This window comes from Geodermatophilus amargosae (assembly GCF_900116515.1).
Lineage (GTDB): Bacteria > Actinomycetota > Actinomycetes > Mycobacteriales > Geodermatophilaceae > Geodermatophilus > Geodermatophilus amargosae.
Genome location: NZ_FPBA01000038.1, coordinates 1 through 25,571 on the forward strand (window position 1 = coordinate 1; position 25,571 = coordinate 25,571).

At 74.3% G+C, this 25,571-nt stretch carries 26 protein-coding genes and 1 tRNA gene; 18 read left to right on the top strand and 9 right to left on the bottom strand.

Annotation, left to right across the window (positions count from 1 at the left end; all coding sequences use genetic code 11):
* Positions 1-462 (top strand): HNH endonuclease signature motif containing protein (locus BM414_RS26715; protein ID WP_139246069.1); only part of this gene is annotated, 462 nt, incomplete at its 5' end.
* Between the two features lie 62 nt (positions 463-524).
* Here the strand turns inward: BM414_RS26715 and BM414_RS26720 are convergent.
* Together BM414_RS26720 and BM414_RS26725 are read right to left on the bottom strand one after the other, a co-directional pair.
* Positions 525-1,637: a hypothetical protein gene (locus BM414_RS26720; RefSeq protein ID WP_093584733.1), complete on the bottom strand. Its 1,113-nt coding sequence runs from the start codon at positions 1,635-1,637 to the stop codon at positions 525-527.
* Entirely contained in the window at positions 1,634-2,293 is a 660-nt protein-coding gene (locus tag BM414_RS26725; RefSeq protein ID WP_245785016.1) for an RNA polymerase sigma factor, read from the bottom strand. Before BM414_RS26725 ends, BM414_RS26720 begins: the two co-directional genes overlap by 4 nt.
* Before the next feature lie 134 nt (positions 2,294-2,427).
* Here BM414_RS26725 and BM414_RS26730 point away from each other — a divergent pair, with 134 nt between their 5' ends.
* Complete coding sequence (locus BM414_RS26730) at positions 2,428-2,694, top strand: helix-turn-helix transcriptional regulator (protein ID WP_093584736.1); 267 nt, start codon at positions 2,428-2,430, stop codon at positions 2,692-2,694.
* Entirely contained in the window at positions 2,691-3,209 is a 519-nt protein-coding gene (locus BM414_RS26735; RefSeq protein WP_093584739.1) for a hypothetical protein, read from the top strand. The genes BM414_RS26730 and BM414_RS26735 overlap by 4 nt, the downstream gene beginning before the upstream one ends.
* A 4-nt stretch (positions 3,210-3,213) precedes the next feature.
* On the opposite strand, the gene BM414_RS26740 is transcribed toward BM414_RS26735, so the two are convergent.
* Together BM414_RS26740 and BM414_RS26745 are read right to left on the bottom strand one after the other, a co-directional pair.
* A complete protein-coding gene (locus BM414_RS26740; RefSeq protein ID WP_093584742.1) occupies positions 3,214-3,678 on the bottom strand; it encodes a GNAT family N-acetyltransferase in 465 nt (154 codons plus the stop codon).
* Positions 3,675-4,274, bottom strand: coding sequence for a TetR/AcrR family transcriptional regulator (locus tag BM414_RS26745; RefSeq protein ID WP_245785017.1), 600 nt, complete (start codon positions 4,272-4,274; stop codon positions 3,675-3,677). The genes BM414_RS26740 and BM414_RS26745 overlap by 4 nt, the downstream gene beginning before the upstream one ends.
* A 106-nt stretch (positions 4,275-4,380) precedes the next feature.
* Here BM414_RS26745 and BM414_RS26750 point away from each other — a divergent pair, with 106 nt between their 5' ends.
* The 3 genes from BM414_RS26750 (at position 4,381) to BM414_RS26760 (ending at position 6,598) form a co-directional block, all read left to right on the top strand.
* The gene (locus tag BM414_RS26750) at positions 4,381-5,544 is read left to right on the top strand and encodes an acyl-CoA dehydrogenase family protein (RefSeq protein ID WP_093584745.1); all 1,164 of its coding nucleotides are present in this window, start codon (positions 4,381-4,383) and stop codon (positions 5,542-5,544) included.
* Positions 5,545-5,656: 112 nt separating this feature from the next.
* Positions 5,657-6,127 (top strand): DUF1707 SHOCT-like domain-containing protein, encoded by a 471-nt coding sequence (locus tag BM414_RS26755; RefSeq protein ID WP_093584748.1) that lies wholly within the window; start codon positions 5,657-5,659, stop codon positions 6,125-6,127.
* A gap of 75 nt (positions 6,128-6,202) precedes the next feature.
* Positions 6,203-6,598 carry a nuclear transport factor 2 family protein gene (locus BM414_RS26760; protein WP_163477684.1) on the top strand — a complete coding sequence of 132 codons (396 nt, stop codon included), beginning with the start codon at positions 6,203-6,205 and terminating at the stop codon, positions 6,596-6,598.
* Between the two features lie 82 nt (positions 6,599-6,680).
* Here the strand turns inward: BM414_RS26760 and BM414_RS26765 are convergent.
* A tRNA-Leu gene (locus BM414_RS26765) sits at positions 6,681-6,763 on the bottom strand.
* A 174-nt stretch (positions 6,764-6,937) separates the two neighbouring features.
* Between BM414_RS26765 and BM414_RS26770 the strand changes: the two genes are divergently transcribed.
* The 7 genes from BM414_RS26770 (at position 6,938) to pknB (ending at position 16,582) form a co-directional block, all read left to right on the top strand.
* Positions 6,938-7,759 (top strand): DUF3662 and FHA domain-containing protein, encoded by an 822-nt coding sequence (locus BM414_RS26770; RefSeq protein WP_093584754.1) that lies wholly within the window; start codon positions 6,938-6,940, stop codon positions 7,757-7,759.
* Positions 7,760-7,799: 40 nt separating this feature from the next.
* The gene (locus tag BM414_RS26775) at positions 7,800-8,261 is read left to right on the top strand and encodes an FHA domain-containing protein FhaB/FipA (protein WP_093584757.1); all 462 of its coding nucleotides are present in this window, start codon (positions 7,800-7,802) and stop codon (positions 8,259-8,261) included.
* 64 nt (positions 8,262-8,325) lie between these two features.
* Positions 8,326-9,732 carry a PP2C family protein-serine/threonine phosphatase gene (locus BM414_RS26780; RefSeq protein ID WP_093584760.1) on the top strand — a complete coding sequence of 469 codons (1,407 nt, stop codon included), beginning with the start codon at positions 8,326-8,328 and terminating at the stop codon, positions 9,730-9,732.
* Positions 9,732-11,144 carry an FtsW/RodA/SpoVE family cell cycle protein gene (locus BM414_RS26785; RefSeq protein WP_093584802.1) on the top strand — a complete coding sequence of 471 codons (1,413 nt, stop codon included), beginning with the start codon at positions 9,732-9,734 and terminating at the stop codon, positions 11,142-11,144. Before BM414_RS26780 ends, BM414_RS26785 begins: the two co-directional genes overlap by 1 nt.
* Positions 11,141-12,589: a peptidoglycan D,D-transpeptidase FtsI family protein gene (locus BM414_RS26790; RefSeq protein WP_093584763.1), complete on the top strand. Its 1,449-nt coding sequence runs from the start codon at positions 11,141-11,143 to the stop codon at positions 12,587-12,589. The genes BM414_RS26785 and BM414_RS26790 overlap by 4 nt, the downstream gene beginning before the upstream one ends.
* Entirely contained in the window at positions 12,589-14,493 is a 1,905-nt protein-coding gene (locus BM414_RS26795; RefSeq protein WP_093584766.1) for a serine/threonine-protein kinase, read from the top strand. Before BM414_RS26790 ends, BM414_RS26795 begins: the two co-directional genes overlap by 1 nt.
* Positions 14,494-14,629: 136 nt before the next feature.
* Positions 14,630-16,582 carry a Stk1 family PASTA domain-containing Ser/Thr kinase gene (gene pknB / locus BM414_RS26800; RefSeq protein ID WP_093584769.1) on the top strand — a complete coding sequence of 651 codons (1,953 nt, stop codon included), beginning with the start codon at positions 14,630-14,632 and terminating at the stop codon, positions 16,580-16,582.
* A gap of 62 nt (positions 16,583-16,644) precedes the next feature.
* Here the strand turns inward: pknB and BM414_RS26805 are convergent, their stop codons facing one another.
* The gene (locus BM414_RS26805) at positions 16,645-17,295 is read right to left on the bottom strand and encodes an aminodeoxychorismate/anthranilate synthase component II (protein WP_093584772.1); all 651 of its coding nucleotides are present in this window, start codon (positions 17,293-17,295) and stop codon (positions 16,645-16,647) included.
* 25 nt (positions 17,296-17,320) lie between these two features.
* Complete coding sequence (locus BM414_RS26810) at positions 17,321-18,085, bottom strand: DUF881 domain-containing protein (RefSeq protein ID WP_093584775.1); 765 nt, start codon at positions 18,083-18,085, stop codon at positions 17,321-17,323.
* A gap of 138 nt (positions 18,086-18,223) precedes the next feature.
* On the opposite strand from BM414_RS26810, the gene crgA reads away from it, so the two are divergent.
* A complete protein-coding gene (crgA, locus tag BM414_RS26815) occupies positions 18,224-18,496 on the top strand; it encodes a cell division protein CrgA (protein WP_093584778.1) in 273 nt (90 codons plus the stop codon).
* A 463-nt stretch (positions 18,497-18,959) separates the two neighbouring features.
* Entirely contained in the window at positions 18,960-19,367 is a 408-nt protein-coding gene (locus BM414_RS26820; protein ID WP_093584781.1) for a PH domain-containing protein, read from the top strand.
* Positions 19,368-19,383: 16 nt separating this feature from the next.
* On the opposite strand, the gene BM414_RS26825 is transcribed toward BM414_RS26820, so the two are convergent.
* Both BM414_RS26825 and BM414_RS26830 read right to left on the bottom strand, forming a co-directional pair.
* Complete coding sequence (locus tag BM414_RS26825; RefSeq protein WP_093584784.1) at positions 19,384-20,151, bottom strand: rhomboid family intramembrane serine protease; 768 nt, start codon at positions 20,149-20,151, stop codon at positions 19,384-19,386.
* 128 nt (positions 20,152-20,279) lie between these two features.
* The gene (locus BM414_RS26830; protein ID WP_093584805.1) at positions 20,280-20,813 is read right to left on the bottom strand and encodes a peptidylprolyl isomerase; all 534 of its coding nucleotides are present in this window, start codon (positions 20,811-20,813) and stop codon (positions 20,280-20,282) included.
* A 165-nt stretch (positions 20,814-20,978) separates the two neighbouring features.
* On the opposite strand from BM414_RS26830, the gene BM414_RS26835 reads away from it, so the two are divergent.
* The 3 genes from BM414_RS26835 to BM414_RS26845 form a co-directional block, all read left to right on the top strand.
* Positions 20,979-21,692 carry a hypothetical protein gene (locus BM414_RS26835; RefSeq protein ID WP_139246070.1) on the top strand — a complete coding sequence of 238 codons (714 nt, stop codon included), beginning with the start codon at positions 20,979-20,981 and terminating at the stop codon, positions 21,690-21,692.
* 89 nt (positions 21,693-21,781) lie between these two features.
* Positions 21,782-23,698: a winged helix-turn-helix domain-containing protein gene (locus BM414_RS26840; protein WP_139246071.1), complete on the top strand. Its 1,917-nt coding sequence runs from the start codon at positions 21,782-21,784 to the stop codon at positions 23,696-23,698.
* 674 nt (positions 23,699-24,372) lie between these two features.
* Positions 24,373-25,571, top strand: a 1,199-nt coding sequence (locus BM414_RS26845) for a methyl-accepting chemotaxis protein (RefSeq protein WP_093584793.1), incomplete at its 3' end; no start/stop codon positions are given.

Consider the following 25,571-nt stretch of genomic DNA (forward strand, 5'->3'; position numbering starts at 1 on the left):
GTGGTGGTGAAGCTGCAGGACCTGGCCGACCCCGGCACCGGCCCGGGTGCCGGGCGGATGGGCTTCGGTGCGGTCATCTCCGCCGCCCGCGCCCGCTGGCTGGCCTGCGACGGCGCCGTCTCCCGCGTGGTCTTCGGCCCCGGCGGCGCCCCGCTCGACCTGGGCCGCGAGCAGCGGCTGGCCGGCCGGCACCTCCGCCGCGCGGCCGAACTCCGCGACGGCGGCTGCGTGTTCACCGGCTGCGCAGCACCCACGCACTGGTGCGACGTCCACCACCTGGTGCACTGGATCGACGGCGGTGAGACGTCGCTGGAGAACTCAGCCCTGCTGTGCGAACGCCACCACACCAAGGTCCACCACGGGTTCCGCGTCGAGCGACAACCGGACGGCCGATGGCGCACCTGGCGACCCGACGGGTCGGAGATCACCGTCCCCCGACCGCTCCTCTCCCCCGCCGCCTGATCCCGCGCGCGCACGGCCGCCCACCTGAGACCCGGCGGACGGCCGTGCGGGCGTGCGTGCGGTCAGGACGCGGCCGTCACCTGCTCGCCGATCTGGAGCACCTGCTCGCGGGTCAGCTCCTGCGGTGCCAGGAGGCGGAGGTACCGCCCGTCCGGGAGCTGGCCGAGCATCGTCCAGAACGGTGAGGTGCCGGCGTCGCCCTCCAGCAGTGCCAGCCGCCCCGGCCGCCCCTGGACCGTCACCGTCTCCACCGGCGCGGCCATCGGCAGCCCGTCGAGGAGCTCGTCGATCGTCCCGTCGTACTGGGGACCCACCGCGCTGAGCCGCAGCAACAGGGCGGGGTCGGTGTCGCTGACCAGGTCCAGGCTCCGGCTCTCCTCGTAGCCGCCCACCGACCAGCCGGCCGGCGCGAGGCCGAACTGCAGGCCGACCGGCTGCGGCCGGTCGACGATCGACTCGGCCACCGCGACGAGCGACTCGGTCCGGGCCCGGGCACCCTCGCCCGCCAGCCACACCCACTGCCCGTCCGGCCGCTCCCACAGCAGGCTGACGACGCCCTCCTCGCGCCAGACCCCGGCCTCGATCCCGTCGACGGTCGCCGTGCCGGTCGGGTCACCCTCCGCCCAGAACCCGTACTCCTCCGACGACCGCGGGTCCTCGGGGAACAGGCCGAGCAGCACACGGCCCGGGTCGGTGGCCCCGGCTCCGGCCGCGTCGGGGGCGCCGGACACCAGGGAGGTGGGCTCGTAGTCGGCGACGTGGAAGGGCGGCGTGCTCCCGTACTGCGCGATGCCACCACGGCGGCTGTAGAGGGGCGTCAGTCCCTCGGGCACGGGGTCGAGGGAGACGGGGAAGGTGACCGCCTCGGCCGCCACCAGGTCGATCCCCCCGGGTGCCGCCGGAGCAGCAGGGGCGGTCGCCGACGGCGCCGGGCGTCCGGGAGCGGCATCGCCGGGCGCGACGACGACGGCGGTCCAGGCCGCCGCGACGGCGACCACCGCGGCTCCCAGGCGCAGCGGCAGCCGCCGGCCGGGCAGGAAGGCGCGTAGCCGGCCGCGGACGGTCCGCGAGGCGCCGATCTCCTCGAGCAGCGCGGCACGGGCGGCCGAGCGGGCGGCGGGTGACAGCGGCGGTGCCTCGGGCCCGGCGTCGCGCAGCAGGGTGGTCTCGTTCATCGGGTCTCCTCCGACGCCGGGTCGGACAGCAGGTCGGACAGCGTGGGGGCGTCGAGCACGGCCCGGGTCCGACGGCGGGCGCGGTGCAGGCGGGAGCGGACGGTCCCCACCGGCACGCCGAGGACGGCGGCGACCTCCTCGTAGGACAGGTCACCCCAGGCGACGAGCAGCAGGACGTCGCGGTCGTGCGCCTTGAGGCCGGCCAGCGCGGCGGCCAGCGGACCGCGCAGCGCCTGGGCGTCGAGCCGGTCGCCGGAGTCGGCCGGGTCGGGTCCGTGCTCCTCCGGCCGGCCGGCGGCCCTGGCGAGCAGCCGGTACCGCCGCCGTTCGGTCCGGGCGTGCCCGTGCACGAGGTTGGTCGCGATCCCGATCAACCACGGCCGGACGTCGAGGTGCTCGGGCCGGTAGTCGGCGCGGCGCCGGAAGGCGACCAGGAACGTCTCGCTGAGCAGGTCGTCGGCGAGCTCACCGACCCGCCGGCCGAGGTAGCGGTGCACCGCGGCGGCGTGCCGGTCGAACAGCATCGCGAAGCGCTCCGGGTCGTCCTGCGACGCGGCGAGGACCTCGGCGTCGGTCGGCAGGGCCGACGGCAACGCGCGCAGGTGCACCGCGTCCGACGGTGGGTCCGCCGACCGGTGCAGCGAGAGCGCGATCACGGCTGGCGATGATCCAGCCGCGGTGGGTGAGGTGGTCACACCCCCTCATGTCCGGAGGTCCGGATCCGGTTCGCGGCCGCCGAAGCCGTCCGAGCCGTTGCACGAGACGTAGCATTAATGATACGAAAAGACGCATGGGTCGTCAGCCACGAGGAGAGGCCGACCGGGTCCACGACCGGATCGCCGTGCTCCGGGCGGAGCGCCGGGTCAGCCGGAAGGAACTCGCCGACGGCGTCGGCGTCCACCCGCAGACGGTCGGCTACCTCGAGCGCGGCGAGTACAGCCCCTCGCTGGCGCTGGCCCTGCGCATCGCCCGCTTCTTCGACCTCCCGGTCGAGGCGGTCTTCTCCCTCGACCCGCTGCCCGCGATCGGCTCCGAGCTCACCCGGAGGACGCCATGACCACCTCACCCGACCAGACGTTCCTCGCCCGCACCTTCGAGGACGGCCGCTACGCCTGGACCCGCACCCACCGGGTCCGCATCCGCGCGGTGCTGGCCGAGGCGGCCCTCCTGGGCGCCCTCGTCGTCGCCACGCTCGTCCAGGCCCTCACCGACACGGGCTGGACCACCGCCTACTTCCTCGTGTGGTCGGCCGGGATGCTGCTGTTCATCCCGCTGCACTCGCTGCTCAACCTCGGCATCCGCGGGGTGTTCGACCGCGGGCGGCACTCCCTCGACGAGCACCAGGAGGGCCTGCGCGAGCAGTCCCACAGCCGCGTCGGCTGGCCGATGACCGCGCTGACGTTCGCCGCCTGGACAGGAGGCATCGCCCTCGCCTCCGGCACCGGGCACACCGCCCTGGCCCTCTGCCTCGGCTTCCTGCTCTGGTTCGCCTCCGGCCTTCTGCCCTACTGGCACCTGGCGTGGACGCTGCCCGACGAGGCCGACGAGGCCGACGACGCCCTCCCGGTGTGACGGGTCAGGCCGGGCCGAGGACCCGCTCGTAGTACAGCGAGCACCCGGCGTCGGGCTCGTCGACGTAGCCGCCGAACGCGGGGATCGGCCGGTAGCCGGCGCCCTCGTACAGCGCGATCGCCTCCGGCTGGCGCGGGCCGGTCTCCAGCCGCAGCACGGTCCACCCGCGCGACCGGGCCGCGTCCTCCAGCCCGGCGAGCAGCACCTTGGACACGCCCCGCCCGCACGCCTCCGGCACCACGTACATGCGCTTGACCTCGGCGGCGCCGTCGCCCAGGGCCCGCAGCGCCCCGCACCCGACCGCCGTCCCGGCGGGGTCGCGGGCCACCAGCACCACGCTGACGTCGACGGCCGACGGCGGCGTCCCGGGCTCGGTGTCGCCCTCGTAGCGGGCCCGCAGCTCGGCCTGCTGCGCGGTGGTCAGCCGCTGCACCTCCTCGTCGTCCCATGACGCCGCGACGAGCCTCACCGGCTGATCCCGTGCAGCAGCAGTGCGGCCAGCTCGCGGTAGGCGGTGGCGTCGTCCAGACCGGTGGCGCGGGCGGTGTCCCCCCGGCCGATGCGGGACATCAGCGTGGTGACCGTGTCGGCCACGAGCCCCGGGTGCACCTCGCGGAACCGCCCGGCGGCGACGCCCTCGGCGATCATCGCGGTGACCCGCTCGGCGGCGGCCGCGGTGTTGTGCTCGTAGACGGCCCGGCCCGGCGGGAACGCCTCCAGGTCCCGGTGGAAGGCCCGCGAGGCCGGCGTCAGCTCCACGGCGACGGCCTCGAGGTAGGCGGTGACCTGCCGCGCCGGGTCGCTCTCCCCGGCGGTCCGCGCCTCGACGGCGGCCGTCGCGCGGCGGAAGAAGTGCCGCACCACCCGGACGGCGAGCTGCTCCTTGCTGTCGGCCAGCGCGTACAGCGTCGTCTTGGAGCAGTGCAGCCGGACGGCGAGGTCCTCGAGCGTGAACCCGGCGAAGCCCTCGGCGAGGAACACCTCGGTGAGCTGGTCGAGCAGCTGCGCCTGGCGCACGGTCAGCCGCCGCTCGCCGGTCCCTCCCACCATCTCCGTCGTCGTCACGGCACCTCCCGGCCGGCCAGCATGCGCCTGGACGTCGGACAGTACCGGCGTACCGTCGCCGGTACTGCAGTCCGCGCCTGTGCACCGTGCGATGAGGGGGACCCCCGTGGCCGTCGACCGAGAGCTGCCCACCCAGGAAGCCGCCGACCTCATCGCGCTCACCCGCGAGGTCGCCGACGCCGAGCTGGCGCCGAAGGCGGCCGCGTACGAGCGCGAGGAGCGCTTCCCCCGCGAGGTGTTCGCCCTCCTCGGCGACACCGGCCTGCTCGGGCTGCCCTTCGGCGAGGACGTCGGCGGCGGCGGGCAGCCCTACGCCGTCTACCTCCAGGTGGTCGAGGAGCTGGCGATGCGGTGGGCCAGCGTCGCGCTCGGCGTCAGCGTGCACACCCTCGCCTGCGGGCCGGTCGACCGCTTCGGCACGCCCCAGCAGCGCGAGCAGTGGCTGCCCGAGATGGTCGGCGGCCGCCTGCTCGGCGCCTACTGCCTGTCCGAGGCGCACGCCGGCTCCGACCCCGCCGCCATGCGCGCGAGCGCCAAGGCCACCGACGACGGGTGGCTGGCCACCGGGGAGAAGGCCTGGGTCACCCACGGCGGGCACGCCGACTTCTACTCGACCTTCCTGCGCACCCCCGACGACGGCCCGGCCGCCATCTCCTGCTTCCACCTCACCCCGGACCTGCCCGGCCTGTCGGCCGCGCCGCCGGAGCAGAAGATGGGCATGACCGGCTCGACGACGGCGGCGATGCGCCTCGACGACGTCGCGGTGCCCGCCGGGCGGATGGTCGGCGAGCCCGGCCGCGGGCTGGCCATCGCGCTGTCGGCGCTGGACTCCGGCCGGCTCGGGGTCAGCGCGGTCGCCGTCGGGCTGGCGCAGTCCGCCCTCGACGTCGCCGTCGCCTACGCCCTCGAGCGGGAGGCCTTCGGCCGGCGCATCGTCGACCACCAGGGCGTGGCGTTCCTGCTGGCCGACATGGCCGCCGCCGTGGAGTCCGCCCGCGCCACCTACCTCGTCGCCGCTCGCCGCAAGGACGCCGGCCAGCCCTACTCCCGGCAGGCCAGCATCGCCAAGCTCGTCGCCACCGACGCCGCCATGAAGGTGACCACCGACGCCGTGCAGGTGCTCGGCGGCGCCGGCTACACCCGTGACCACCCCGCCGAGCGCTACATGCGCGAGGCCAAGGTCATGCAGATCTTCGAGGGCACCAACCAGATCCAGCGGATGGTCATCGGCAAGCACCTGGCCAGGGAGGCCACCCCCGCCAACGGCTGAGCCGGCCGACGGCAGGGGTGCAGGACGCACGGCCGATCCGTGACGTCTGTCAATGGTGGCGGGGAACCCCGCGGGAAAGACTCGGAGCACACCGCCTGACGAGGAGCCCGAGATGCCCGAGCCGCACCTGCTCGCCGCCGACACCGACCGCGCCGCCGTCGTGACCCGCCTGGACGAGTCCCTGGCCGACGGCCGGCTGACGCTGGCCGAGTACGAGGACCGCTCGGCGCGCGCCCACGCCGCCCGCACCTACGGCGAGCTGGCCGACCTCACCGCCGACCTGCCGCTCCCGGCCCGCCGCGAGCCCGCCCGCCGGGAGCCGGCCCGCTCCCCCGTCGCGAGCGCCCTCCACGGCGGGGCCTGGCACGGCGCCTGGGGCCATGACCTGCGCGCCGCGTGGACCGGGTGGGTCACCACCGCGGTGATCGTCGTCGGCATCTGGCTCGTCACCGTGCTGGGCAGCGGCGACCTGCAGTACCCGTGGCCCGTCTGGGTCATCGGCCCCTGGGGCGTGGTGCTGCTGGCGCGCACGATCGGCGAGCGCCGGTCGCAGGACACCGACCGGCAGCAGCTGCCCGCCTGAGTTCCGGTGCGGGTGCGTCCGCGATCGGCCGGGTAGGTGCCGGGGACCGCAGACGACGTCCCCGGGAGGACCCCCGTGCACAACCTGACCGAGCGCTTCACCGCCGCGCTGCACCACCTCGACGCCGAGTCCGACCCGCAGCCGCTCGTCGACCTCACCGGGGACGAGGCCGAGCTGGTCAAGCTCAACTCCACCCACGAGGCCCGCGGGCGCGAGGGCGCCCAGCGGTTCTGGGAGGACTACCGCCACGTCTTCGGCGAGCTGGAGACGACGTTCACCTCGAGCACCGTCGGCGAGAAGACGGCCGCGCTGGAGTGGGAGTCGCGCGGCACGCTGCGCAGCGGGAAGCCGTTCAGCTACCGCGGCGTCACCGTCATCGAGGGCGACGGCTCCGACGACGGCCTGCTCACCGGCGTCCGCACCTACTACGACTCCGCCGCGTTCCTCCAGGAGACCGCCGGCACCGCCTGAGGAGGCTCCCCGGGTCACCCGGCGCAGGACCCCTGACACGCGAGACGGCCCCCGGGGATCCCGGGGGCCGTTCGTCTCTGGGTGGGCAAGGGGGGAGTTGAACCCCCACGTCCTCTCGGACACACGGACCTGAACCGTGCGCGTCTGCCATTCCGCCACTTGCCCTGGCGAGGAGCCACGTTAGCAGCCGCCCGGCGTGACCCACCGGAGGGGTCCGTCGTTCTCCCAGGTGCCCCCGCCGGGCATGGGGTGTCACGTGTTCCTGGCCGGTTCCGACGCAACCACCCGGCTACGATCAGTCGGAGGGCCACCTGTCCGGGCGAGCGTGGAGGAGCGACTGTGGGCGTGCTGCAGCGCTTCGAGCGACGGCTCGAGGGCATGGTCGGCTTCGCCTTCGCCCGCATCTTCAAGGGCAAGGTCCATCCTGCCGAGATCGCCAAGGCGCTGCAGCGGGAGGCCGACGAGCAGCGCTCGGTCATGGGCGAGGGCCGGGTGCTCGCCCCCAACGTCTACGACGTGCGGCTCGGCCCCGCCGACTACGACAACCTCGCCGAGTGGTCAGGCCAGCTGGCCTCCGAGCTCGCCGACATGGTCTCCGAGCACATCGACGACGAGGGCTGGCAGGTCTTCGGGGCGGTACAGGTCCGCCTCGAGCGCGCCGACGACCTCCCCACCGGCGTCTTCGAGGTCAGCTCGCACGTCGCCGACCCGGCGCGTCCGGGCTCGCGGGTCGACGCCGTCGCCGTCCCCCCGGCCCCGCCTCTGCACGGCTCGGGCTCGATCCCGCCGCTGCCGCCGCTTCCCGGCCGGGTGGCCACCGACACCGGCCGGCAGCACCCGTCGGTCGTCGGCCGCGCCGGCTCGAAGCCCGGCGTCACGCACGTGCTGGTCGTCGACGGGCCGGGCACGCGCCACGAGCTCACCACCGGCCGCAACGTCATCGGCCGCGGCACCGACGCCGACATCCGGCTGCCCGACACCGGCGTCAGCCGCAAGCACGTCGACGTCGTCCTGGACAGCGGCACCGCCGTCGTGGAGGACCTCGGCTCGACCAACGGCACCCTCGTCAACGGCCGCCGGGTGACCCGCCAGGCCCTGTCCGACGGCGACGTCATCCGCATCGGGCACTCGGTGCTGGTGTACCGGCAGGACGGCACGTGAGCGAGCTCGCGCGCGCGGGGCAGAGCAGCGGGGGCCGGCCGTGACCGCCGAGATCGTCCTGCAGGTCTTCCGCTTCGGGTTCCTGCTGCTGCTCTGGCTGTTCATCTTCGCGGCCTTCCGCGTCGTCCGGGCCGACCTGTTCGGCGGCCGGACCGGGCGGGTGGCGTCGGTGCCGCCGCGCGCGGCGGCCCCCGGTCGCAAGCGCGGCCGCGGCGTGCGCACACTGGTGGTGACCGCAGGCCCGCTGACCGGTACGAAGATCACCCTCGGCGAGCAGCCGATCCTCATCGGCCGCGCCGACGACTCGACGCTCGTGCTCACCGACGACTTCGCCAGCTCGCGACACGCGCGGCTGACCAACCGGGGCGGGCAGTGGTACGTCGAGGACCTCGGCTCGACGAACGGCACCTACCTCGACCAGCAGCGGGTCCAGGGCCCGCTGCTCGTGGCTCCCGGCCAGCCGATCCGCATCGGCCAGACCGCCATGGAGCTGCGCTCATGACCAGTCCACGCACGACGACGCAGGCGACCACGGGGAGCGGCAGAGCAGACGTGAGCAGGGTCCGATGAGTCTCGCGCTGCGCTACGCCGCCCGCTCCGACCGAGGTCTGGTCCGCGGCAACAACCAGGACTCGGTCTACGCCGGGCCACGGCTGCTCGCCGTCGCCGACGGCATGGGCGGGCACGCGGCCGGCGACGTCGCCAGCAAGGTCGTGATCGCGGCGCTGGAGCACCTCGACGAGGACGCACCGAGCGGCGACATGCTGCAGGCGATGCGCGAGGCGGTCTTCGACGGCAGCGAGCACCTGCGCGAGGTCATCCGCGAGTCCCCGCAGCTCGAGGGCATGGGCACCACGCTCACCGCCGTCCTCTTCGCCGGCGGCCGGCTCGCGCTCTGCCACGTCGGCGACTCCCGCGCCTACCTGCTGCGCGACGGCGTCTTCACGCAGATCACCCACGACGACACGTTCGTGCAGACCCTCATCGACGACGGGCGGATCACCCCCGAGGAGGCCAACCACCACCCGCAGCGCTCGCTGCTGCTGCGGGCACTGAACGGCCAGGACGTCGACCCCGACCTGTCGATGCGCGAGGCGCGCGCCGGCGACCGCTACCTGCTGTGCTCCGACGGCCTGTCCGGCGTGGTCAGCGAGGAGACGCTGGCCGAGGCGCTCAAGGACCCCGACCCGCAGTCGACCGCCGACCGGCTGGTGGAGCTGGCGCTGCGCAGCGGCGGCCCGGACAACATCACGGTGATCGTCGCCGACGTCGTCGAGGACTCCGGCAGCGGCTTATCGATGGAGCCGGTCGTCGACGGCGCGGCCGGGGACAACCGCGGCCAGCGCGAGGTCGACCCCCGCTCGGCGGCCGGCCGGGCCGCCCTCGCCGACCCCCCGCCACCCCCGCCACCTCCACAGACGAGCACCTCCACGGCAGCCGCTCCCCCCGACCGCCGCCGCCCTCGGCGGCGGCTGTTCGTCGCTGGGGGGGTGGTGCTGCTCCTGCTGGTGGGCGGGATCGCCACCTGGCTGTGGGTGCTCACCCACTGGTTCGTCGGGGTCGCGGCCGCCGACGCCGGCGACCGGGTCGCGGTCTACCGCGGCTTCAACACCGACCTGCTCGGCCTGGACCTGTACCGCGTCGACGACGTCACCGACATCGACCTCGACGACCTGAGCTCCTACGACCGGAACAGCGTGCGGCAGGGCATCGAGGCCGGCGACGCCGACGACGCGCAGCGCATCGTCGACGACCTGCACGCCGCCACCCTGCCGCCGTGCGACACGAAGACGTCCACCCCTTCGGACGACGCTCCCCCGTCGGCCGAGACCTCGCTGTCGCCGCTCCCTGACGGCGCGCTGCCCTCCCCGGACACCGGGGCCGCACCGGGCAGCAGCACCGAGGCCGCGCCGACGTCGGGCACCCCGACCTCGTCGCCCGAGCCGGGAGTGGACTGCCGGGAGGCGGAGTGATGGGCGGGCCCACGACCGACCCGCGCGCCGCCGCGCCGGGCACGGTCCCGCCCAAGCGGCGCAACACCGAGCTGGCGCTGCTGGGCTTCGCCGTCCTCATCACGCTCGCGGCGCAGTGCATCGTCGACGTCACGGTCACCGGGTCGCTGCGCGCGGACCTGTTCACCTTCGGCGGCTGGTTCACCGCGCTGTGGGTGGTCGTCCACCTCGTCGTCCGCCGGTTCGCCCCGTACGCCGACCCGCTGCTGCTGCCCGCCGTCGCGGTGCTCACCGGCCTCGGGCTCACGATGATCCACCGGCTGGACCTCGCCGGCCTGCAGGACGGCGAGGCCACCCGCGAGGACGCCCCCGTGCAGCTGCTGTGGGCGACCGTCGGGGTGGCGCTGTTCGTCGCCGTCGTCGTGGTGCTCCGCGACCACCGGCAGCTGTCCCGCTTCGCCTACACCCTGGGCCTGGTCGGCCTGGTGCTGCTCGCGCTGCCCGCGGTGCTCCCCGCGTCGATCTCCGAGGTGTACGGCGCCAAGATCTGGATCCGGGTGGCCGGCTTCAGCATCCAGCCCGGTGAGTTCGCCAAGATCTGCCTGATCGTCTTCTTCGCCGCCTACCTGGTCGACAAGCGCGACGTGCTGGCGCTGGCCAGCCGCCGGGTCATGGGCCTGGAGCTGCCGCGCGGCCGCGACCTCGGCCCGGTGCTCGCCGTCTGGGTCGTGTCGATCCTCGTGCTGGTCTTCGAGCGCGACCTGGGCAGCTCGCTGCTGCTGTTCGGGATCTTCGTGGTGATGCTCTACGTCGCCACCGAGCGGGCCAGCTGGCTGCTCATCGGCGTGGGCCTGTTCGCCGGCGGCGCGTTCCTCGCCTACCAGGTGTTCGGCCACGTGCAGGTGCGCGTGGACACCTGGCTCGACCCCTTCGCCTACCGCAACGAGGGCGGCTACCAGCTGGTCCAGTCGCTGTTCGGGCTGGGCACCGGCGGGCTGTTCGGCGCCGGGCTCGGCGGGGGCCGCCCCGACCAGGTGCCGGTGGCCAAGAGCGACTTCATCGCCTCGGCGATCGGCGAGGAGCTCGGCCTGTTCGGGCTGGTCGCGGTCATCGTCCTCTACCTGGTGCTCGTCGAGCGCGGCCTGCGCACGTCGCTGATCGTCCGCGACGCCTTCGGCAAGCTCCTCGCCGGCGGCCTGGCCTTCGCCGTCGCCTGGCAGCTGTTCGTCGTCCTCGGCGGCGTCACCGGCCTGCTGCCGCTCACCGGCCTGACCACGCCGTTCGTCGCCTACGGCGGGTCCTCCCTGGTGGCCAACTTCGGGCTGGTCGCCGTCCTGGTGCGGATCAGCGATGCCGCGCGCCGGCCGGCGACGCCCCCCGCCCCGCCCAAGGCGGCCTTCGGCGAGGCGCCCACCGAGGTGGTGTCCCGGTGAACGCGCCCCTGCGCAAGGTGGCGATCAGCGTGCTGGTGCTGTTCACGCTGCTGATCGTCAACGTCAACTACATCCAGGTCGTGCGCTCCGACGAGCTGCGCGAGGACTCCGGCAACACCCGCGTGCTCAGCGAGGAGTACTCCCGCGAGCGCGGCTCGATCGTCGTCGACGGCACCGAGGTGGCGCTGTCGACGCCCACCCAGGACACGCTGACCTACCTGCGCCAGTACCCGCAGGGGGAGACGTACGCCGCGGTCACCGGCTACTACTCGCTGCTCTACAACAGCGCGCAGCTGGAGCGGGCGGCCAACGACGTGCTCGCCGGCTCCGACGCCCGGCTGTTCACCCGGCGGCTGGCCGACCTGTTCACCGGCCGCGACCCGGCCGGCGGCGACGTCGTCCTGACCCTCGACCCGGCCGTGCAGGAGACCGCGATGGCCGGGCTGGAGGGGGTCACCGGCGCCGTCGTCGCGCTCGACCCGTCCACCGGCGCGGTGCTCGGGATGGCCAGCACCCCGACGTACGACCCGGGCCGGCTGTCCAGCCACGACCCCGACGCCATCCGCGCCTACGCCGAGGAGCTCGGCGCGATGGACCTCGACCCGCGGCTGAACCGGGCGACCCAGGACAACTACCCGCCGGGCTCGGTCTTCAAGGTCATCGTGTCGGCGGCCGCGCTGTCCAGCGGCGAGTACACCCCGGAGACCGTCATCCCGGCTCCGGACCTGCTCACCCTGCCGGACACCTCCACGACGCTGGAGAACTTCAACGGGTCCTCGTGCAGCAGCAGCCAGGAGCAGTCGCTGCTCGACGCGCTGACGATCTCCTGCAACACCGCCTTCGCCCAGCTGGGCATCGACCTCGGCGAGGACCGCGTGCGGGAGATGGCCGAGGCGTTCGGGATGACCGGGGACGGCATGGAGATCCCGCTGCAGGTCGCCGGCAGCAGCGTCGGCGACATCGAGAGCGAGGCGGCGCTGGGCCAGAGCTCCATCGGCCAGCGCGACGTCCGGATGACCCCGCTGCAGGCCGCGATGATCGCCGCGGCCGTGGGCAACGACGGGACGCTGATGACCCCTTACCTCGTCGACCAGGTGCGGGCACCCGACCTCACCGTCATCGACCGGTCCGACCCGGAGGAGTTCTCCTCGCCGGTCACGCCGGAGGTCGCCGACCAGCTGCAGCAGATGATGGAGAGCGTCGTGGCCAACGGCAGCGGCCGCGCGGCCCGCATCCCCGGCGTGGCGGTGGCGGGGAAGACCGGCACCGCCCAGGTCGCCGAGGACGTGCCCGACCACAACTGGTTCGTCGGCTTCGCCCCGGCCGACGACCCGCAGATCGCCGTCGCGGTGTTCGTGGCGAACGGCGGGGGTACCGGCGGTGACGTCTCCGCGCCGATCGCCGGCGACGTGATGCAGGCCTATCTCGAGGGTCAGGGGGGCTGATGGCCCTGTCCACCGGAACCATCCTGGCCGGCCGGTACGAGATCACCGAGCCGATCGCCACCGGAGGCATGGGCGAGGTCTGGCGGGCGCGCGACCGCGTCCTCGACCGCGTCGTCGCGGCCAAGGTGCTGCGCAGCGAGTTCACCGGCGACCCGAGCTTCGTCGCCCGCTTCCGCAACGAGGCGCGGCACACCGCGGCGCTGTCGCACCCGAACATCGCCTCGGTCTACGACTACGGCGAGACCGAGGCCGGCGGGCCGGGGCAGACCCTGGCCTTCCTCGTCATGGAGCTGGTCGAGGGCAAGCCGCTGGTGACGATCCTCCACGAGGAGGGGCGGCTGCCGGTCGACTGGACGCTGCACGTCCTCGAGCAGGCCGCCGACGGGCTGTCGGCCGCGCACGCCGCCGGGGTGGTGCACCGCGACATCAAGCCGGGCAACCTCATCGTGCGGCCCGACGGCGTGGTGAAGCTGACCGACTTCGGCATCGCCCGCACCCGCGACGCCACGCCGCTGACCCGCACCGGGATGGTGGTCGGCACCGCGCAGTACCTCTCGCCGGAGCAGGCGCAGGGCCTGGAGACCACCGCGGCCTCCGACGTCTACTCCCTCGGCGTCGTCGGCTACGAGTGCCTCACCGGCGGGCGGCCCTTCGACGGCACCTCCCAGGTGGCCATCGCGCTGGCGCACATCAACCGCCCGGCACCCCCGCTGCCCGGCGACGTCCCGCCGGCGGTGCGGATGCTCGTCGAGCGGGCGCTGGCCAAGGACCCGCACGACCGCTTCGCCGACGGCGCCGCCTTCGCCGCCGCCATCCGCTCCGTGGCCGCGGGCAAGGGCCTCGGCCCCGCCGGGCCGGCCGCGGTGACGTCGAGCACCGGGATGGCGGCCGCCGCGCAGACCGAGGTGATCCCCGAGGTCGACGCCGACGGAACCCGCGTGCTCGGCGGTCCGGCCACCGGGGTGGCGGCCGGCGCCGCCGCGCTCGGTGCCGCCTCGGCCGCCGGCCCGCGCACCGCCGGCCCGCGCACCGGCGGCCGGCACGCCGCCGGCGGGCGCACCCTGCCGCCGCTGCAGAGCCCACCCGTCGACGACGACCGGGCCGGCTGGGACGACCGGCCCGCGCAGCGCCGGGGCGGCGACCGCCGGCTGCTGTGGGTGCTGCTCTCGCTCCTGCTCGTGGCCGGCGTCGCCGCCGGCGCGTACTTCCTCCTCGCCGGCAACGACGACGACCCCCGCACCTCCGCCGGGACGACCAGCAGCGCCTCCGCGAGCGACACGGCCACCGCCACGCAGCAGCTCGTCAACATCCCCGCCGCCGGCCAGTACATCGGTGAGGACGCCGAGGGCGTGCGGGCCGAGCTCGAGGAGGCCGGCCTCGAGGTGACGCTCGCCGACGCGGACGCCGGCCAGCTGGCCGCCGCGGGCGTCGACCTCGCCGCCGGCGACGTCGCCGCCGTCGACCCGGCCGGCATCCCGGTGCCCCGCGGCTCCGGCGTCACGCTGTACGTGGCCCAGGAGGACTACAGCCCCGCGGAGCCCGAGGAGGACACGGGCGACGACGCGGGCAGCGGCCAGGACGACGGCGACACGGGCGACAGCAGCCCGGGCAACGGCGGCGGCGCCGGCACCGGCGGCGGCGGGACGCAGACCTCGACGTCCACCTCCACCTCCACCTCGACGAGCCCGTCCGCGCCCGTGCCCGCGCCCGTCCCACCGCCGGTCGAGGAGGAGCCCGAGCCGCCCGCGGAGGACGCGGACACGCAGCCCGGGTCGTCTGCGCCGGCGCCGACGGGGACGAGCACGCAGCCGCCGGTCACCGAGGAGGCGGAGCCCTCGGCACCCACCGGTCCGGGCGCCCAGCCCGGCGGCGGGAACGCAGGCGCGCAGAGCGGGACGGCGTGACGCCGCTCCCCCGCGCCGCCCGGGAACGGGCCCTGTCAGCCGTTACGCTGCCCGCCGGAACCGGGTCAGCGCCCGGCGCTGCCCCATGCCCGGAGGCGCCCGCGACCCGTCACAGCACCGCCCGAGAGGACCACCGATGACCACCCCCCAGGTGCTCGGCGAGCGCTACGAGATCGGCGGGGTGCTCGGCCGCGGTGGCATGGCGGAGGTGCACCGCGGCCGGGACCTGCGGCTCGGCCGTGAGGTGGCGGTCAAGGTCCTGCGCAGCGACCTGGCCCGCGACCCGTCGTTCCAGGTCCGCTTCCGGCGGGAGGCCCAGGCGGCCGCCTCGCTCAACCACCCGTCGATCGTCGCGGTGTACGACACCGGCGAGGACCGGTCCCCGTCCGGCGCGACGCCGTACATCGTCATGGAGTACGTCGAGGGCGACACGCTGCGCGACGTGCTGCGCCGCGAGGGCGTGCTGCGGCCGGAGAAGGCGATGACCCTCGCCGCCGACATCTGCGCAGCCCTCGACTTCAGCCACCGCAACGGCATCGTGCACCGCGACGTGAAGCCCGGGAACGTGATGATCACGCCCCAGGGCACCGTCAAGGTGATGGACTTCGGCATCGCCCGCGCGGTGTCGGACTCCGCCGCCACGATGACCTCGACCGCCGCGGTCATCGGCACCGCCCAGTACCTCTCCCCCGAGCAGGCCCGCGGCGAGGCGGTCGACGCGCGCTCCGACGTCTACTCGCTCGGCTGCCTGCTCTACGAGCTGGTCACCGGCGCGCCGCCGTTCACCGGCGACTCGCCCGTCTCGGTGGCCTACCAGCACGTGCGCGAGGACCCGCGGCTGCCGTCCTCGGTCAACCCGGCCATCCCGCCGGAGCTCGACGCCATCGTCATGAAGGCGATGAGCAAGAACCCGGCCAACCGGTACCAGTCGGCCGCCGAGATGCGCAACGACCTGCTCCGGGCACTGGCCGGGCAGCGGGTCGAGGCCACGCCGGTCATGGGCGACGAGGAGAAGACCACCATCCTCGGCGCCACCCCCGGCGCCTACGGGGACGGCGACTGGGACGACGACGAGGCCGCGCGCCGGCGCAAGCGCAACCGGGTCGTCGCCCTTGTCGTCGGTGCGCTGGTGCTCATCGGCGCCGTCGTCGGGGTGGCCCTGCTGGTCGACTCCGGCGACGACGACCCGCCGCCGCAGGCCGCCACGCAGGTCACCGTGCCCGCCGGGCTGGTCGGTCAGCCGCAGGCCGACGCCGTAGCAGCGATCGAGGCGGCCGGCCTCGAGGTCGGCACGGTGACCACGCAGCCCACCCAGGACGAGGCCGCCGTCGGCACGGTGCAGGCCACCGACCCGGCCAGCGGTGCCCGGGTCGAGGAAGGCACCGAGGTGGACCTGACGGTCGCCGGCGCGCCCGACACCGTCACCGTGCCCCAGGTGGTCGACCTCGACGAGGACCGGGCGCGCACGGCGCTCGAGGACGCGGGTTTCACCGGCAACGTCAACTCCGACCAGGCCGACTCCCTCGCCGAGGAGGGCACCGTCGTCGCGGTGGACCCGGAGGAGGGCACCGCGGTCGCGCCGGCCACCACCGTCACGCTGGCGGTCTCCGACGGCACGGACGCGATCCCGGACGTCGCCGGTCAGGCGCAGGACGCCGCCCGCCAGGCGCTCCTGGACGCCGGCTTCCGCAACGTGACGGTCAGCGAGGTCGACTCCGACCAGCCCGCCGGCACCGCGATCGCGACCAACCCGGCCGCCGGCCAGCAGGCGGGCGCCGACCAGGCGATCACCCTGCAGGTGTCCGGCGGCGCCGCGGAGATCAGCGTGCCCACCGCGATCGTCGGCCAGACCGAGCAGCAGGCCCGGCAGACGCTGGCCGCCGCGGGCTTCACCGGCACCATCACCGTCGTCGACCTCCCCGCGGACGGGGGCCAGACCGTGGGCACGGTCGCGGGGAGCGAGCCGACGCCGGGCTCCTCGGTGGCCGCCGACGGCGAGATCAGGCTCATCGTCTACCGGGAGGCCCCGGACGACGAGACCCCACCCCCCGCCGTAGACACGGACAACGACCCGAACACCCCCCAGTGACGTCCTGAGACGCAGCAGGGGCCCCTCCCGGACGGGAGGGGCCCCTGCTCCCGTGTGGGGGCTCAGACGACGGCGGCGGACAGTCTCCGTGCGCCCGCTGCGGCCGCCTCGACGACGGCGGGGTCGGGGGCCAGGCCACAGGTGGTCAGCCAGGTGGCGAGCATCTGGTGGCCGCCCTCGGTGAGCACCGACTCGGGGTGGAACTGCACGCCCTCCACGGGCAGCTCGCGGTGCCGCAGCGCCATGACGATGCCCGACTCCGTGGCGCCGGTGACCTCGAGCTCATCGGGCACGGTGGCGCGGTCCACGGCCAGCGAGTGGTAGCGGGTGGCGGTGAACGGCGAGGGGAGCCCGGACAGCACGCCGGCGCCGTCGTGCACGACCTCGCTGGTCTTGCCGTGCAGCAGTTCCGGCGCCCGGACCACCTCGGCGCCGAACGCCTCGGCGATCGCCTGGTGACCCAGGCACACGCCCAGCACCGGCGTCCCGGCGCCGGCCGCGGCACGCACCATGGGGACGGTCACCCCGGCGCCGGAGGGCGTGCCCGGCCCGGGGGACAGCAGCACGCCGGCGACGTCGAGGTCGGGCAGCTCGTCGACGGTCACGGCGTCGTTGCGCCGGACGACGCACTCGACGCCCAGCTGGCCCAGGTACTGGACCAGGTTGTAGACGAAGCTGTCGAAGTTGTCGACGACGAGGACGGGCCGGCTCACGGTCCCTGTGTACCGCAGCGCCCGGTCAGCCGTCAGCGGCTGTGGCGTAGGCCATGTCCAGCGGGGCGGTGTAGGCCGGCACCGCCATCTCGGGCCGGTCGCGGACGGCGAAGGTCAGCCCGAAGTCCTCGACCGCCTGCTGGAAGACCGCCACCTGGGGCGAGGCGGCCAGCTGCGCGCGGATGGCGGCCGGGTCGCCGATCGCGGTGACGACGAACGGCGGCGAGTAGGTCCGCCCCTGCAGCAGCAGGACGTTGCCCACGCAGCGGACGGCGCTGGTGGCGATCAGCCGCTGGTCCATGATGGCCACGCCGTCGGCTCCCGCGGCCCACACGGCGTTGACGACGGCCTGCACGTCGGACTGGTGGATCACCACGTCGTCGGGGCGGGCGCCCATCGGCAGGCTGCCGTCGGGCCGGCGCGGGGCGTCGTCGAGGGTGATCTCCACCCCCCGCCCCCGGAGGGCCACCAGGCCGGCCGAGAGGGCCCCGGCGTCCCCTGCGGCCTGCGCCTGTGCGACGGCGCCGTCCCGGGAGGCCGCGTGGTCGGTGAGCTCGCGGGCCTGGCGTTGCAGGTCGGCCAGTTGCTGCTGCTGCTCGGCGATGACCTCGTCGCGCTGGGCGATCAGCCCCGACAGCTCGGTGACGTTCCCGGCCCGCAGGTCCGACCCCTCGGCGGTCTGGCCGGACGTGGCGAAGAGCAGCCCCGCGGCCAGCGCCACCACGGGCACCAGGGCGCCCCAGGCCGAGGGGCCGCGGCGGACGCGCGCCGGGGGCTCGGGCGGGGTCACAGCGGCTCCTGGGGGGACGCGAGGTGGAGGCACGACCGTCGGGAGGGCCGTGCGGCTCCCCTCGGAGCTTAGGCTGGGAGGCGATCGTGCCGGTCGCGACGGACCGGCACCCGAGCGAGTCAGCAGGAGTCGGTCCAGGTGCCCAAGTCCAAGGTCCGCAAGAAGTCGGTCTACACCCCGCCCGAGGGCGTGCTGCAGTCGCGGGCGGCGAACGCGCGGGCCGTCCAGCCCAGCCCGCGCTGGTACGCGCCGCTGATGGTGGGCCTCATGCTGGTGGGCCTGCTGTGGATCGTCGTCTACTACGTGGCCGGCGACCAGATCCCGTTCATGGTCTCGCTGGGAGCCTGGAACTTCGCCATCGGCTTCGGCGCTATGGTGCTCGGCCTGGTGATGTCGATGCGCTGGAGGTGAGCGCCTCCAGCCCCTCCACCGAGGCCCCCGTCCCGCGCTGGGACGGGGGCCTCGGTTCGTACACGGGGCGGGGAGGGCGGCTCTCACCGGGGGTGTGCACCGCTGTGCACAGCCGACGGGTGCGTCCACAGGTCGACTTGGCGCTCCGCCCCCAGGGTTGTCCACCACATGTGGAGAACGCCTGTTCGACCACACCGCGCTGAGCTGCGGTTTCCTCACCGGTGGGGCGCGTGTGACGAGAAGGGCAGCCCAGTAACTACAGGTCTGTGCTTTGTCCCCAGCTGTGTACCCAGCTGTGGATGTGTCGACATGACCCCGCACCGGGGCGGTCACCCACAGCGAGCACAGACCTGTCGTCGAGGAGTCGACACGCGCAGTGAACAGGGCAGATCCCCTCGCACGGGGCGCCGTCCCCAGGGGGCCCGGCCTGTGGACGGACGGCGCGGCCTGCGAGGGTGGGGACGTGCACTGGTCGGCACGGACGGCGGAGACGGTCGCCCTCGGTCTCGGCGGCGTGCTGCTCGTGCTGGGCGCCTTGACCCTCGACGCCGCCGGCCGGGTCCTGGTCGGTGCGGCCGGGGTGCTGCTGGTGGCCGTGGCGCTGCGCGACGTGGTCCTGCGGCCCCGGCTGGTGGCCGACGGCGCCGGCGTCGTCGTGCGGACGCTGGGCGGCCGCACGCGGCTGCCCTGGCCGGGTCTCCGGGTGCGGCTGCGGACGACGCGGCGGCTGGGGATGCGCTCGCGGCTGCTGGAGCTGGACACCGCGGCCGGTCCCGACGACGCAGGCACGCTGGTGCTCCTGGGCCGCCGCGAGCTGGGCACCGACCCGGCGGCCGTCGCGCAGGCCCTCGAGGCGCTGCGGCCGGCCTGACGGGCTGGAGCAGCCCTCAGAGGCCCAGGACGACCAGCGGGGCGGGGACGGTCAGGGCGAGGGTCACCAGCGCCGCGGCGAGCACCGCGAGGCCCCCTGCCTGCAGCGCCGTGCGCCGTCGAGCGAGGACGAGCAGGCCGGTGGCCAGGATGCCGGCGACCAGGCCGCCCAGGTGGCCGAGCAGCGACACCCCGGGCAGGAAGCTGATGACGACGTTGATGGCCAGCAGGGTGAGCAGGCCCCGCAGGTCCTGGCGGGCCACCACCATGAGCACGCCCAGGGCGCCCAGCAGACCGTAGAGGGCCGCGGAGGCGCCCGCCACGGGCCGGCCGGGGTCACCGAAGAGCTGGATGGCCACGGCGCCGCCCAGGGCCGAGACCAGGTAGACGGCGAGGTAGCGCCACCAGCCCAGGCGGCCCTCGAGCTCCGGGCCGAAGATCAGCAGGCTGAGCATGTTGAGCAGCAGGTGGGTGATCCCGATGTGCAGGAACGCCCCGGTGAGCAGCCGCCAGTCCTCGCCGAAGACGTCGACGAGGACGGGGACCTGCGAGAACGCCTGGAACACCGGTGAGCGCCAGTTGTCCAGCGGGCTCTCGCCGACCGAGGTCGCCGAGACGGCGGTGATGACGAAGACGACGAGGTTGACTGCGACCAGCGAGACGGTCACCGGGCCGAACCGGCGCCGCGCACCGGCCAGGCGGGAGGCCGGGCGGGGGCGGCGGACGCTCGCGTTGCCGGCGCGGACGTCGTCTGGGCACTGGAAGCCGACCGAGGCCGGCGTCATGCACTCCGGGCAGATGGGCCGCTCGCACCGGACGCAGCGGACACCGGTCGGCCGGTCCGGATGGCGGTAGCAGGTGACCGACGGGGGCGCCGGCGGCCGGCTGGCGCCCCCGTCGTCGGGACCGGTGGTCAGCTGCGCTGCACCTCGACCGACTCGATGACGACGTCCTCGACGGGCTTGTCGTTGCGGCCGGTGCGCACCTTGGCGATGCGGTCCACGACCTCGCGGCTGCTCTGGTCGGCGACCTCGCCGAAGATCGTGTGCTTGCGGTTCAGGTGCGGCGTCGGGCCGACGGTGATGAAGAACTGCGAGCCGTTGGTGCCCGGGCCGGCGTTGGCCATGGCCAGCAGGTAGGGCCGGTTGAAGGTCAGCTCGGGGTGGAACTCGTCGCCGAACTGGTAGCCCGGGCCGCCGATGCCCTGACCGAGCGGGTCGCCGCCCTGGATCATGAAGCCGTCGATGATCCGGTGGAAGACCGTCCCGTCGTACAGCCGGTCGGTCGTCTTCTGCCGGGTGGCCGGGTGCGTCCACTCGCGGCGGCCCTCGGCCAGGTCCGCGAAGTTCGCGACCGTCTTCGGCGCGTGGTCGGGGAACAGGTCGACGGTGATGTCGCCGTGGTTGGTGTGCAGCACGGCACGGCGTGCGGGAGTCGATTCGGTCACGACCTCCACTCTCCCACCTCCACCCCGGGTGCCCTCCCGCACGTGCTCGGCAGACCCGGCGGTCCCCGTCGTGCGGCCGGACATCACTCGAGTCTCATCGACGTCTCACCGAACGGGCCCGGCGGCGGCTCACGATCCCCCTCAGCCGCACGAGAGGGGACGGACATGCCGACGTCCACGTCCACGCCGGAACGGACAACGAGGGAACGGGCGCCCGGTGAGCGGCGCGCCCCGGGGCGCCGGGCAGCGAAGGTGGTCGCCGGCACGGTCGTCGGTGGGCTCGTCGTGTGGGGGATCGCGGCCGTCGTCACCGGCAGCAGCGAGGGCGCGCTCGAGGTCTCGGCCGAGGCCAACGTCTTCGGCGCCGGGCTCGACGACCCACCCGATCCCGGGGGCGGCGGAGGCGGCGTGCCACCGGTCCTGTCGCGGCTGCCGGAGGGCGAGCAGCGGGTGGTGACCTTCCCGGGCGTCGACGGCCGCGTCACCCCCATCGAGGGCTTCGCGGACCCTGTCGGCCCAGGGGGCGACGGCGGCCGCTACGGGACGACCGACCTCGACTCGTCCGGCGGGATCTCCGGGATCGCGCACCGGGAGAACGGGATGTTCCTCGTCGGGGTCTTCCTGACCGACGACCCGCCGCAGGACGAGGCTCCGCCGCGGCTCGACGTCACCGACGTCGACACCGCCCGCCCGGTCGCGCCGGAGATCGGCCAGACCTTCCTCATCGGCGACGGGAGCGACCTCCGGGTCGCCGCCCCGGACGAGGCCACCCGGCTCTTCCTCGGCTTCGCCGACGGCTACTACTACCAGGAGGCCCCCGGCTGGTACGACAACAACGCGGGCTCCGTGAGCGTCACCGTGGAGGTGAGCACGGCCTGACCCGGGAAGCCGGCTGACCGGGGTCGGGGTCGGCGGGCCGGGGACGTCCGTCCCTGGTCGTGCCCGGCCCGCGCGACCACGCTCGGGTGGTGCGCACGGTCACGCGGCCCGGCGCCGCTCCGTTGCTCGGGCGCGGACCCGAGGTCTCCCTGCTGCTCGAGCACGTCCGCAGCGGCGGGGTCACGCACGTCCACGGTCTGCCCGGCATCGGCAAGTCGGCCCTGCTGGGCGCCTTCGCAGGGCTCACGTCGGCCACCGGCGCGACGGTCGTGGCCCTGGACTGCCGCACCGTCGAGCCCACGGAACGCGGGTTCCTGAGTGCCGTCGGCGGCCACCCCACGGTGGAGGCGCTCGCCAGACACCTCGACGCGCTCGAGCCACCGGTCGTGCTGGTCCTGGACCACTACGAGCACTTCCTGCTCCTGGACACGTGGCTGCGCCGGACGCTGGTGCCCGCGCTGCCGGCCGACGCCGCCCTGGTCCTCGGCGGCCGGGAGCGTCCCGTGCCGGCCTGGTTCGGTGTCCCCGGCTTCCACACCGTCCCGCTCGCCCCGCTGTCCGACACCGACGCGGGCGTGCTGTTGGCCGAGCGCGGCGTGCCCGCGACCGAGGTGGTCCCGCTCAACCGCATCGCCCGCGGGCACCCGCTGGCGTTGATCCTCGCGAGCGCCGGGGTCGCGGAGAACCCGCAGCTCGGCCTCGAGGACGCGGCGATGTCCCGTGTCGTCGAAGAGCTGACGCGGCTGTACTTCGAGGACATCGTCGACCCGCTGACCCGGCAGGCGCTCGAGGCGGCCGCGGTCCTGCGCCGGGCCACGGAGTCCCTCCTCGACGCCGTCCTGGGCGGTGGCGGCGCGGTCGCGATGGAGCGCCTCCTCGCGCTCCCCTTCGTCGTGGCCGGCCGGGACGGCGCGGTCGTGCACGAGGCGGTCCGCGACGCCGTGGCCGGGCACCTGCGCAGCGCCAACCCAGTGCGCTACCGGGACCACCGGCGGGCCGCGTGGCGGCGCCTGCAGGAGGAGATGCGGTCGGCCGCCCCGGCCGAGCTGTGGCGCTACACCGCGGACGTCCTGTACCTGCTGGACAACCCCGTGGTGCGGACCGCGTTCTTCCCCGCTGACGCCCAGCAGGTGGCCGTCGAACCGGCGAGCGTCCTCGACGAGGAGACGGTCCGTGGCATCACGCACCGGCACGAGGGCCTCGAGGCCGCCCGGTTGCTGGACCGGTGGTGGGTCACGACGCCCTCGGCCTTCTCCGTCTCCCGGGACCGGGACGGGCGCGTGGCGGGCTTCTTCGTGCTGCTCGACGACGCGCGCATCCGCCACTCCCCCGTCGCCGACGACCCCGTCGTCCGGGCCTGGGACCGGCAGCTGCAGAGCCACCCGCTGGGACGCCGTGAGGTCGCGCTGGGGCTGCGGCGGTGGCTGGACGTGGACCGCGGAGAGGCTCCCGGGACGACCCAGGCAGCGTGCTGGCTGGACGTGAAGCGGACCTACATGGCGCTGCGTCCGGCACTCCGGCGGATGTTCGTCGTCGTCCAGGACGTCCCGGCATACTGGCCCGTCGTCCGGGAGCTCGGCTTCCGCCCGTTGAACTACGCCCCTGCCGTGCTGGACGGCAGGCAGCTCACCAGCGTGGTGCTCGACTTCGGCAGTGGCTCGGTCGACGGCTGGTTGGTCGACCTGCTGGCGAGGGAACTCGGCGTCGCCGGGGAACCGGCCCTCCACGCCGACGCCCACGAGCTCGTGGTGGGTGGACGACGGGTTGCGCTCACGCCGCTGGAGTTCGGGCTCCTCCGGTGCCTCCGCGACCGCGAGGGCCGCACGGTGACACGGACGGAACTGTTGCGGGAGGTCTGGGACACCGACTACGCCGCGGGGAGCAACGTCGTGGACGCCGTCGTCCGGACCCTGCGGACGAAGCTCGGCCCCGGCGCGCCGGCGGTGGAGGCCGTCCGGAGCCGCGGGTACCGACTGCGCGAGGACTGGCGCTCACACCTGCGCTGAGGGGTGGCCGCACGAGGGTCCTGCGATGGAGACGAGGGGAATCGAACCCCCAACCTCCGCCTCGCAGACTCGATCGAGGGGTGGTCCGGCACTGGGGGAGGTGATGAACAGCCCACCCGAGCTCAGGTCCTTCGTTGACCTTGGTTGGCTCGGATCGGCCGATTCTCGACCTCCCGCGGACTGTTCGCGGACTCGTCACTTGTTGAATCCGGAGTCGCTGACCGCCGCCGATGTCACGCGCCGCTGGTGGTGCCGTCGGTGTCGGTGCCCGGGACCACTCCCTCCTCCAGTTCTCCTCCAGCCCTCCTCGCCCAGCCGTCCTGACGTCGGATGCATCGGCCTGGAGCGTGTCGGGCGCTGGACCAGGGTGACAGCGGAGCTCCATCGAGCTTCCGTTCTGCTCGTACGTCGACTGATGGACAGCCGAAGCACTGAGCGCTCGGGCTCCCAGGCACCGACCTGCGAGGACGGCGCAGTCCCCCACGGACGGCGGCTCGACCGGACCGACGGTCACCTCATCGTCCGTGTCGACGTGTCGGTCCACAGCAGCCGGTCGTCGGACGTTCGGCCACGATTCCGACAACCGGAACCGACGTGGCGCGTTCGGAGCATGGCCGGCCCTCATCCTTCTCGGGCCCGACAAAGATGCGCAGGACACCCACCTGGAGCCCGTCATGAGCACGGCCGTCACCTCGCCTGACACCCGGCGTAGCAACTGGTTCGCCGACCGGCGGGTCAACACCAAGCTGATGCTCCTGCTCACGGCACTGCTGGTGGTGGCCGGCGCCGTCGGTGGGCTGGCGACCGTCCAGCTCGGGACGGTGAACGCCGCGGCGGACAGCATCTACAGCGAGGGTGCCGTTCCGCTCAAGGACCTGGCCGAGGCACAGGAGGCCGTCGGCAGCATGCGGCAGCGCGTCCTGCTGCACTTCGCCGGCCCGGTGACGGACAAGCCGCGCCGTGAGCAGGAGATCGCCGGGTTCGACGACGTCTTCGACAACGAGGTCGAGGCCCTGCAGCAGGAGGGAGTGGATCCCGGACTGCTGGACCGCTACCTCGAGGTGGTCGCGGAGTACCGCGCCTACCGGGACGGCACGATCCTGCCGGCCAGCCGGGCGATGGACCCCGCCGTCGACGTCGCGCCCATCCTCGCTGAGTGCGACCGCCTGTTCGGCATCGTGGTGGACGCCGGCGGCGCGTTGAGCGCCGCCCAGGCCGACGCAGTCGAACGCACGCAGGCGGATGCCGAGGCGTCCTACCGCAGTGCCCGCACCCAGGTCCTGGTGATCCTGGTGATCGGCGCAGGCCTCGGACTGGCCCTCGCCCTGTACATCGGGCGTCAGATCGTCCGGCCCCTGCAACGCGTCCAGGACGTCGCGACGGGACTGGCCGACGGCGACCTCACCCGCACCAGTGGCCTGCGCTCGCAGGACGAGCTCGGACAGACCGGTCGCGCGCTCGACGCGGCGGTGGAGAACCTGCGCGGCGTCATGGCCTCAGTGGTCGCCTCGGCGGATGCCGTCGCGGCGTCGAGCGAGGAGCTGTCGGCGTCCTCGGCGCAGATCTCGGCGTCGGCCGAGGAGACCTCCGCGCAGTCCGGCGTGGTGTCCGGTGCCGCCGAGGAGGTCAGCCGCAACGTGCAGACGGTGGCCGCCGGCGCCGAGCAGATGGGCGCGAGCATCCGGGAGATCGCCACCAACGCCGCCGAGGCCTCCGCGGTGGCCGCGCGGGCGGTGACCGCGGCGGAGACGACGACGGCGACGGTGGCGAAGCTGGGTGAGAGCTCGGCCGAGATCGGCAACGTCGTCAAGGTGATCACCTCGATCGCCGAGCAGACGAACCTGCTGGCGCTCAACGCCACCATCGAGGCCGC

Coding starts and splice junctions, on each gene's coding strand:
- BM414_RS26720 (WP_093584733.1), bottom strand. CDS start 1,637: ATGAACGAGACCACCCTGCTGCGCGACGCCGGGCCCGAGGCACCGCCG.
- pknB (WP_093584769.1), top strand. CDS start 14,630: ATGACCACCCCCCAGGTGCTCGGCGAGCGCTACGAGATCGGCGGGGTG.
- BM414_RS26780 (WP_093584760.1), top strand. CDS start 8,326: ATGAGTCTCGCGCTGCGCTACGCCGCCCGCTCCGACCGAGGTCTGGTC.
- BM414_RS26735 (WP_093584739.1), top strand. CDS start 2,691: ATGACCACCTCACCCGACCAGACGTTCCTCGCCCGCACCTTCGAGGAC.
- BM414_RS26730 (WP_093584736.1), top strand. CDS start 2,428: ATGGGTCGTCAGCCACGAGGAGAGGCCGACCGGGTCCACGACCGGATC.
- BM414_RS26825 (WP_093584784.1), bottom strand. CDS start 20,151: ATGACGCCGGCCTCGGTCGGCTTCCAGTGCCCAGACGACGTCCGCGCC.
- BM414_RS26795 (WP_093584766.1), top strand. CDS start 12,589: ATGGCCCTGTCCACCGGAACCATCCTGGCCGGCCGGTACGAGATCACC.
- BM414_RS26785 (WP_093584802.1), top strand. CDS start 9,732: ATGGGCGGGCCCACGACCGACCCGCGCGCCGCCGCGCCGGGCACGGTC.
- BM414_RS26835 (WP_139246070.1), top strand. CDS start 20,979: ATGCCGACGTCCACGTCCACGCCGGAACGGACAACGAGGGAACGGGCG.
- BM414_RS26755 (WP_093584748.1), top strand. CDS start 5,657: ATGCCCGAGCCGCACCTGCTCGCCGCCGACACCGACCGCGCCGCCGTC.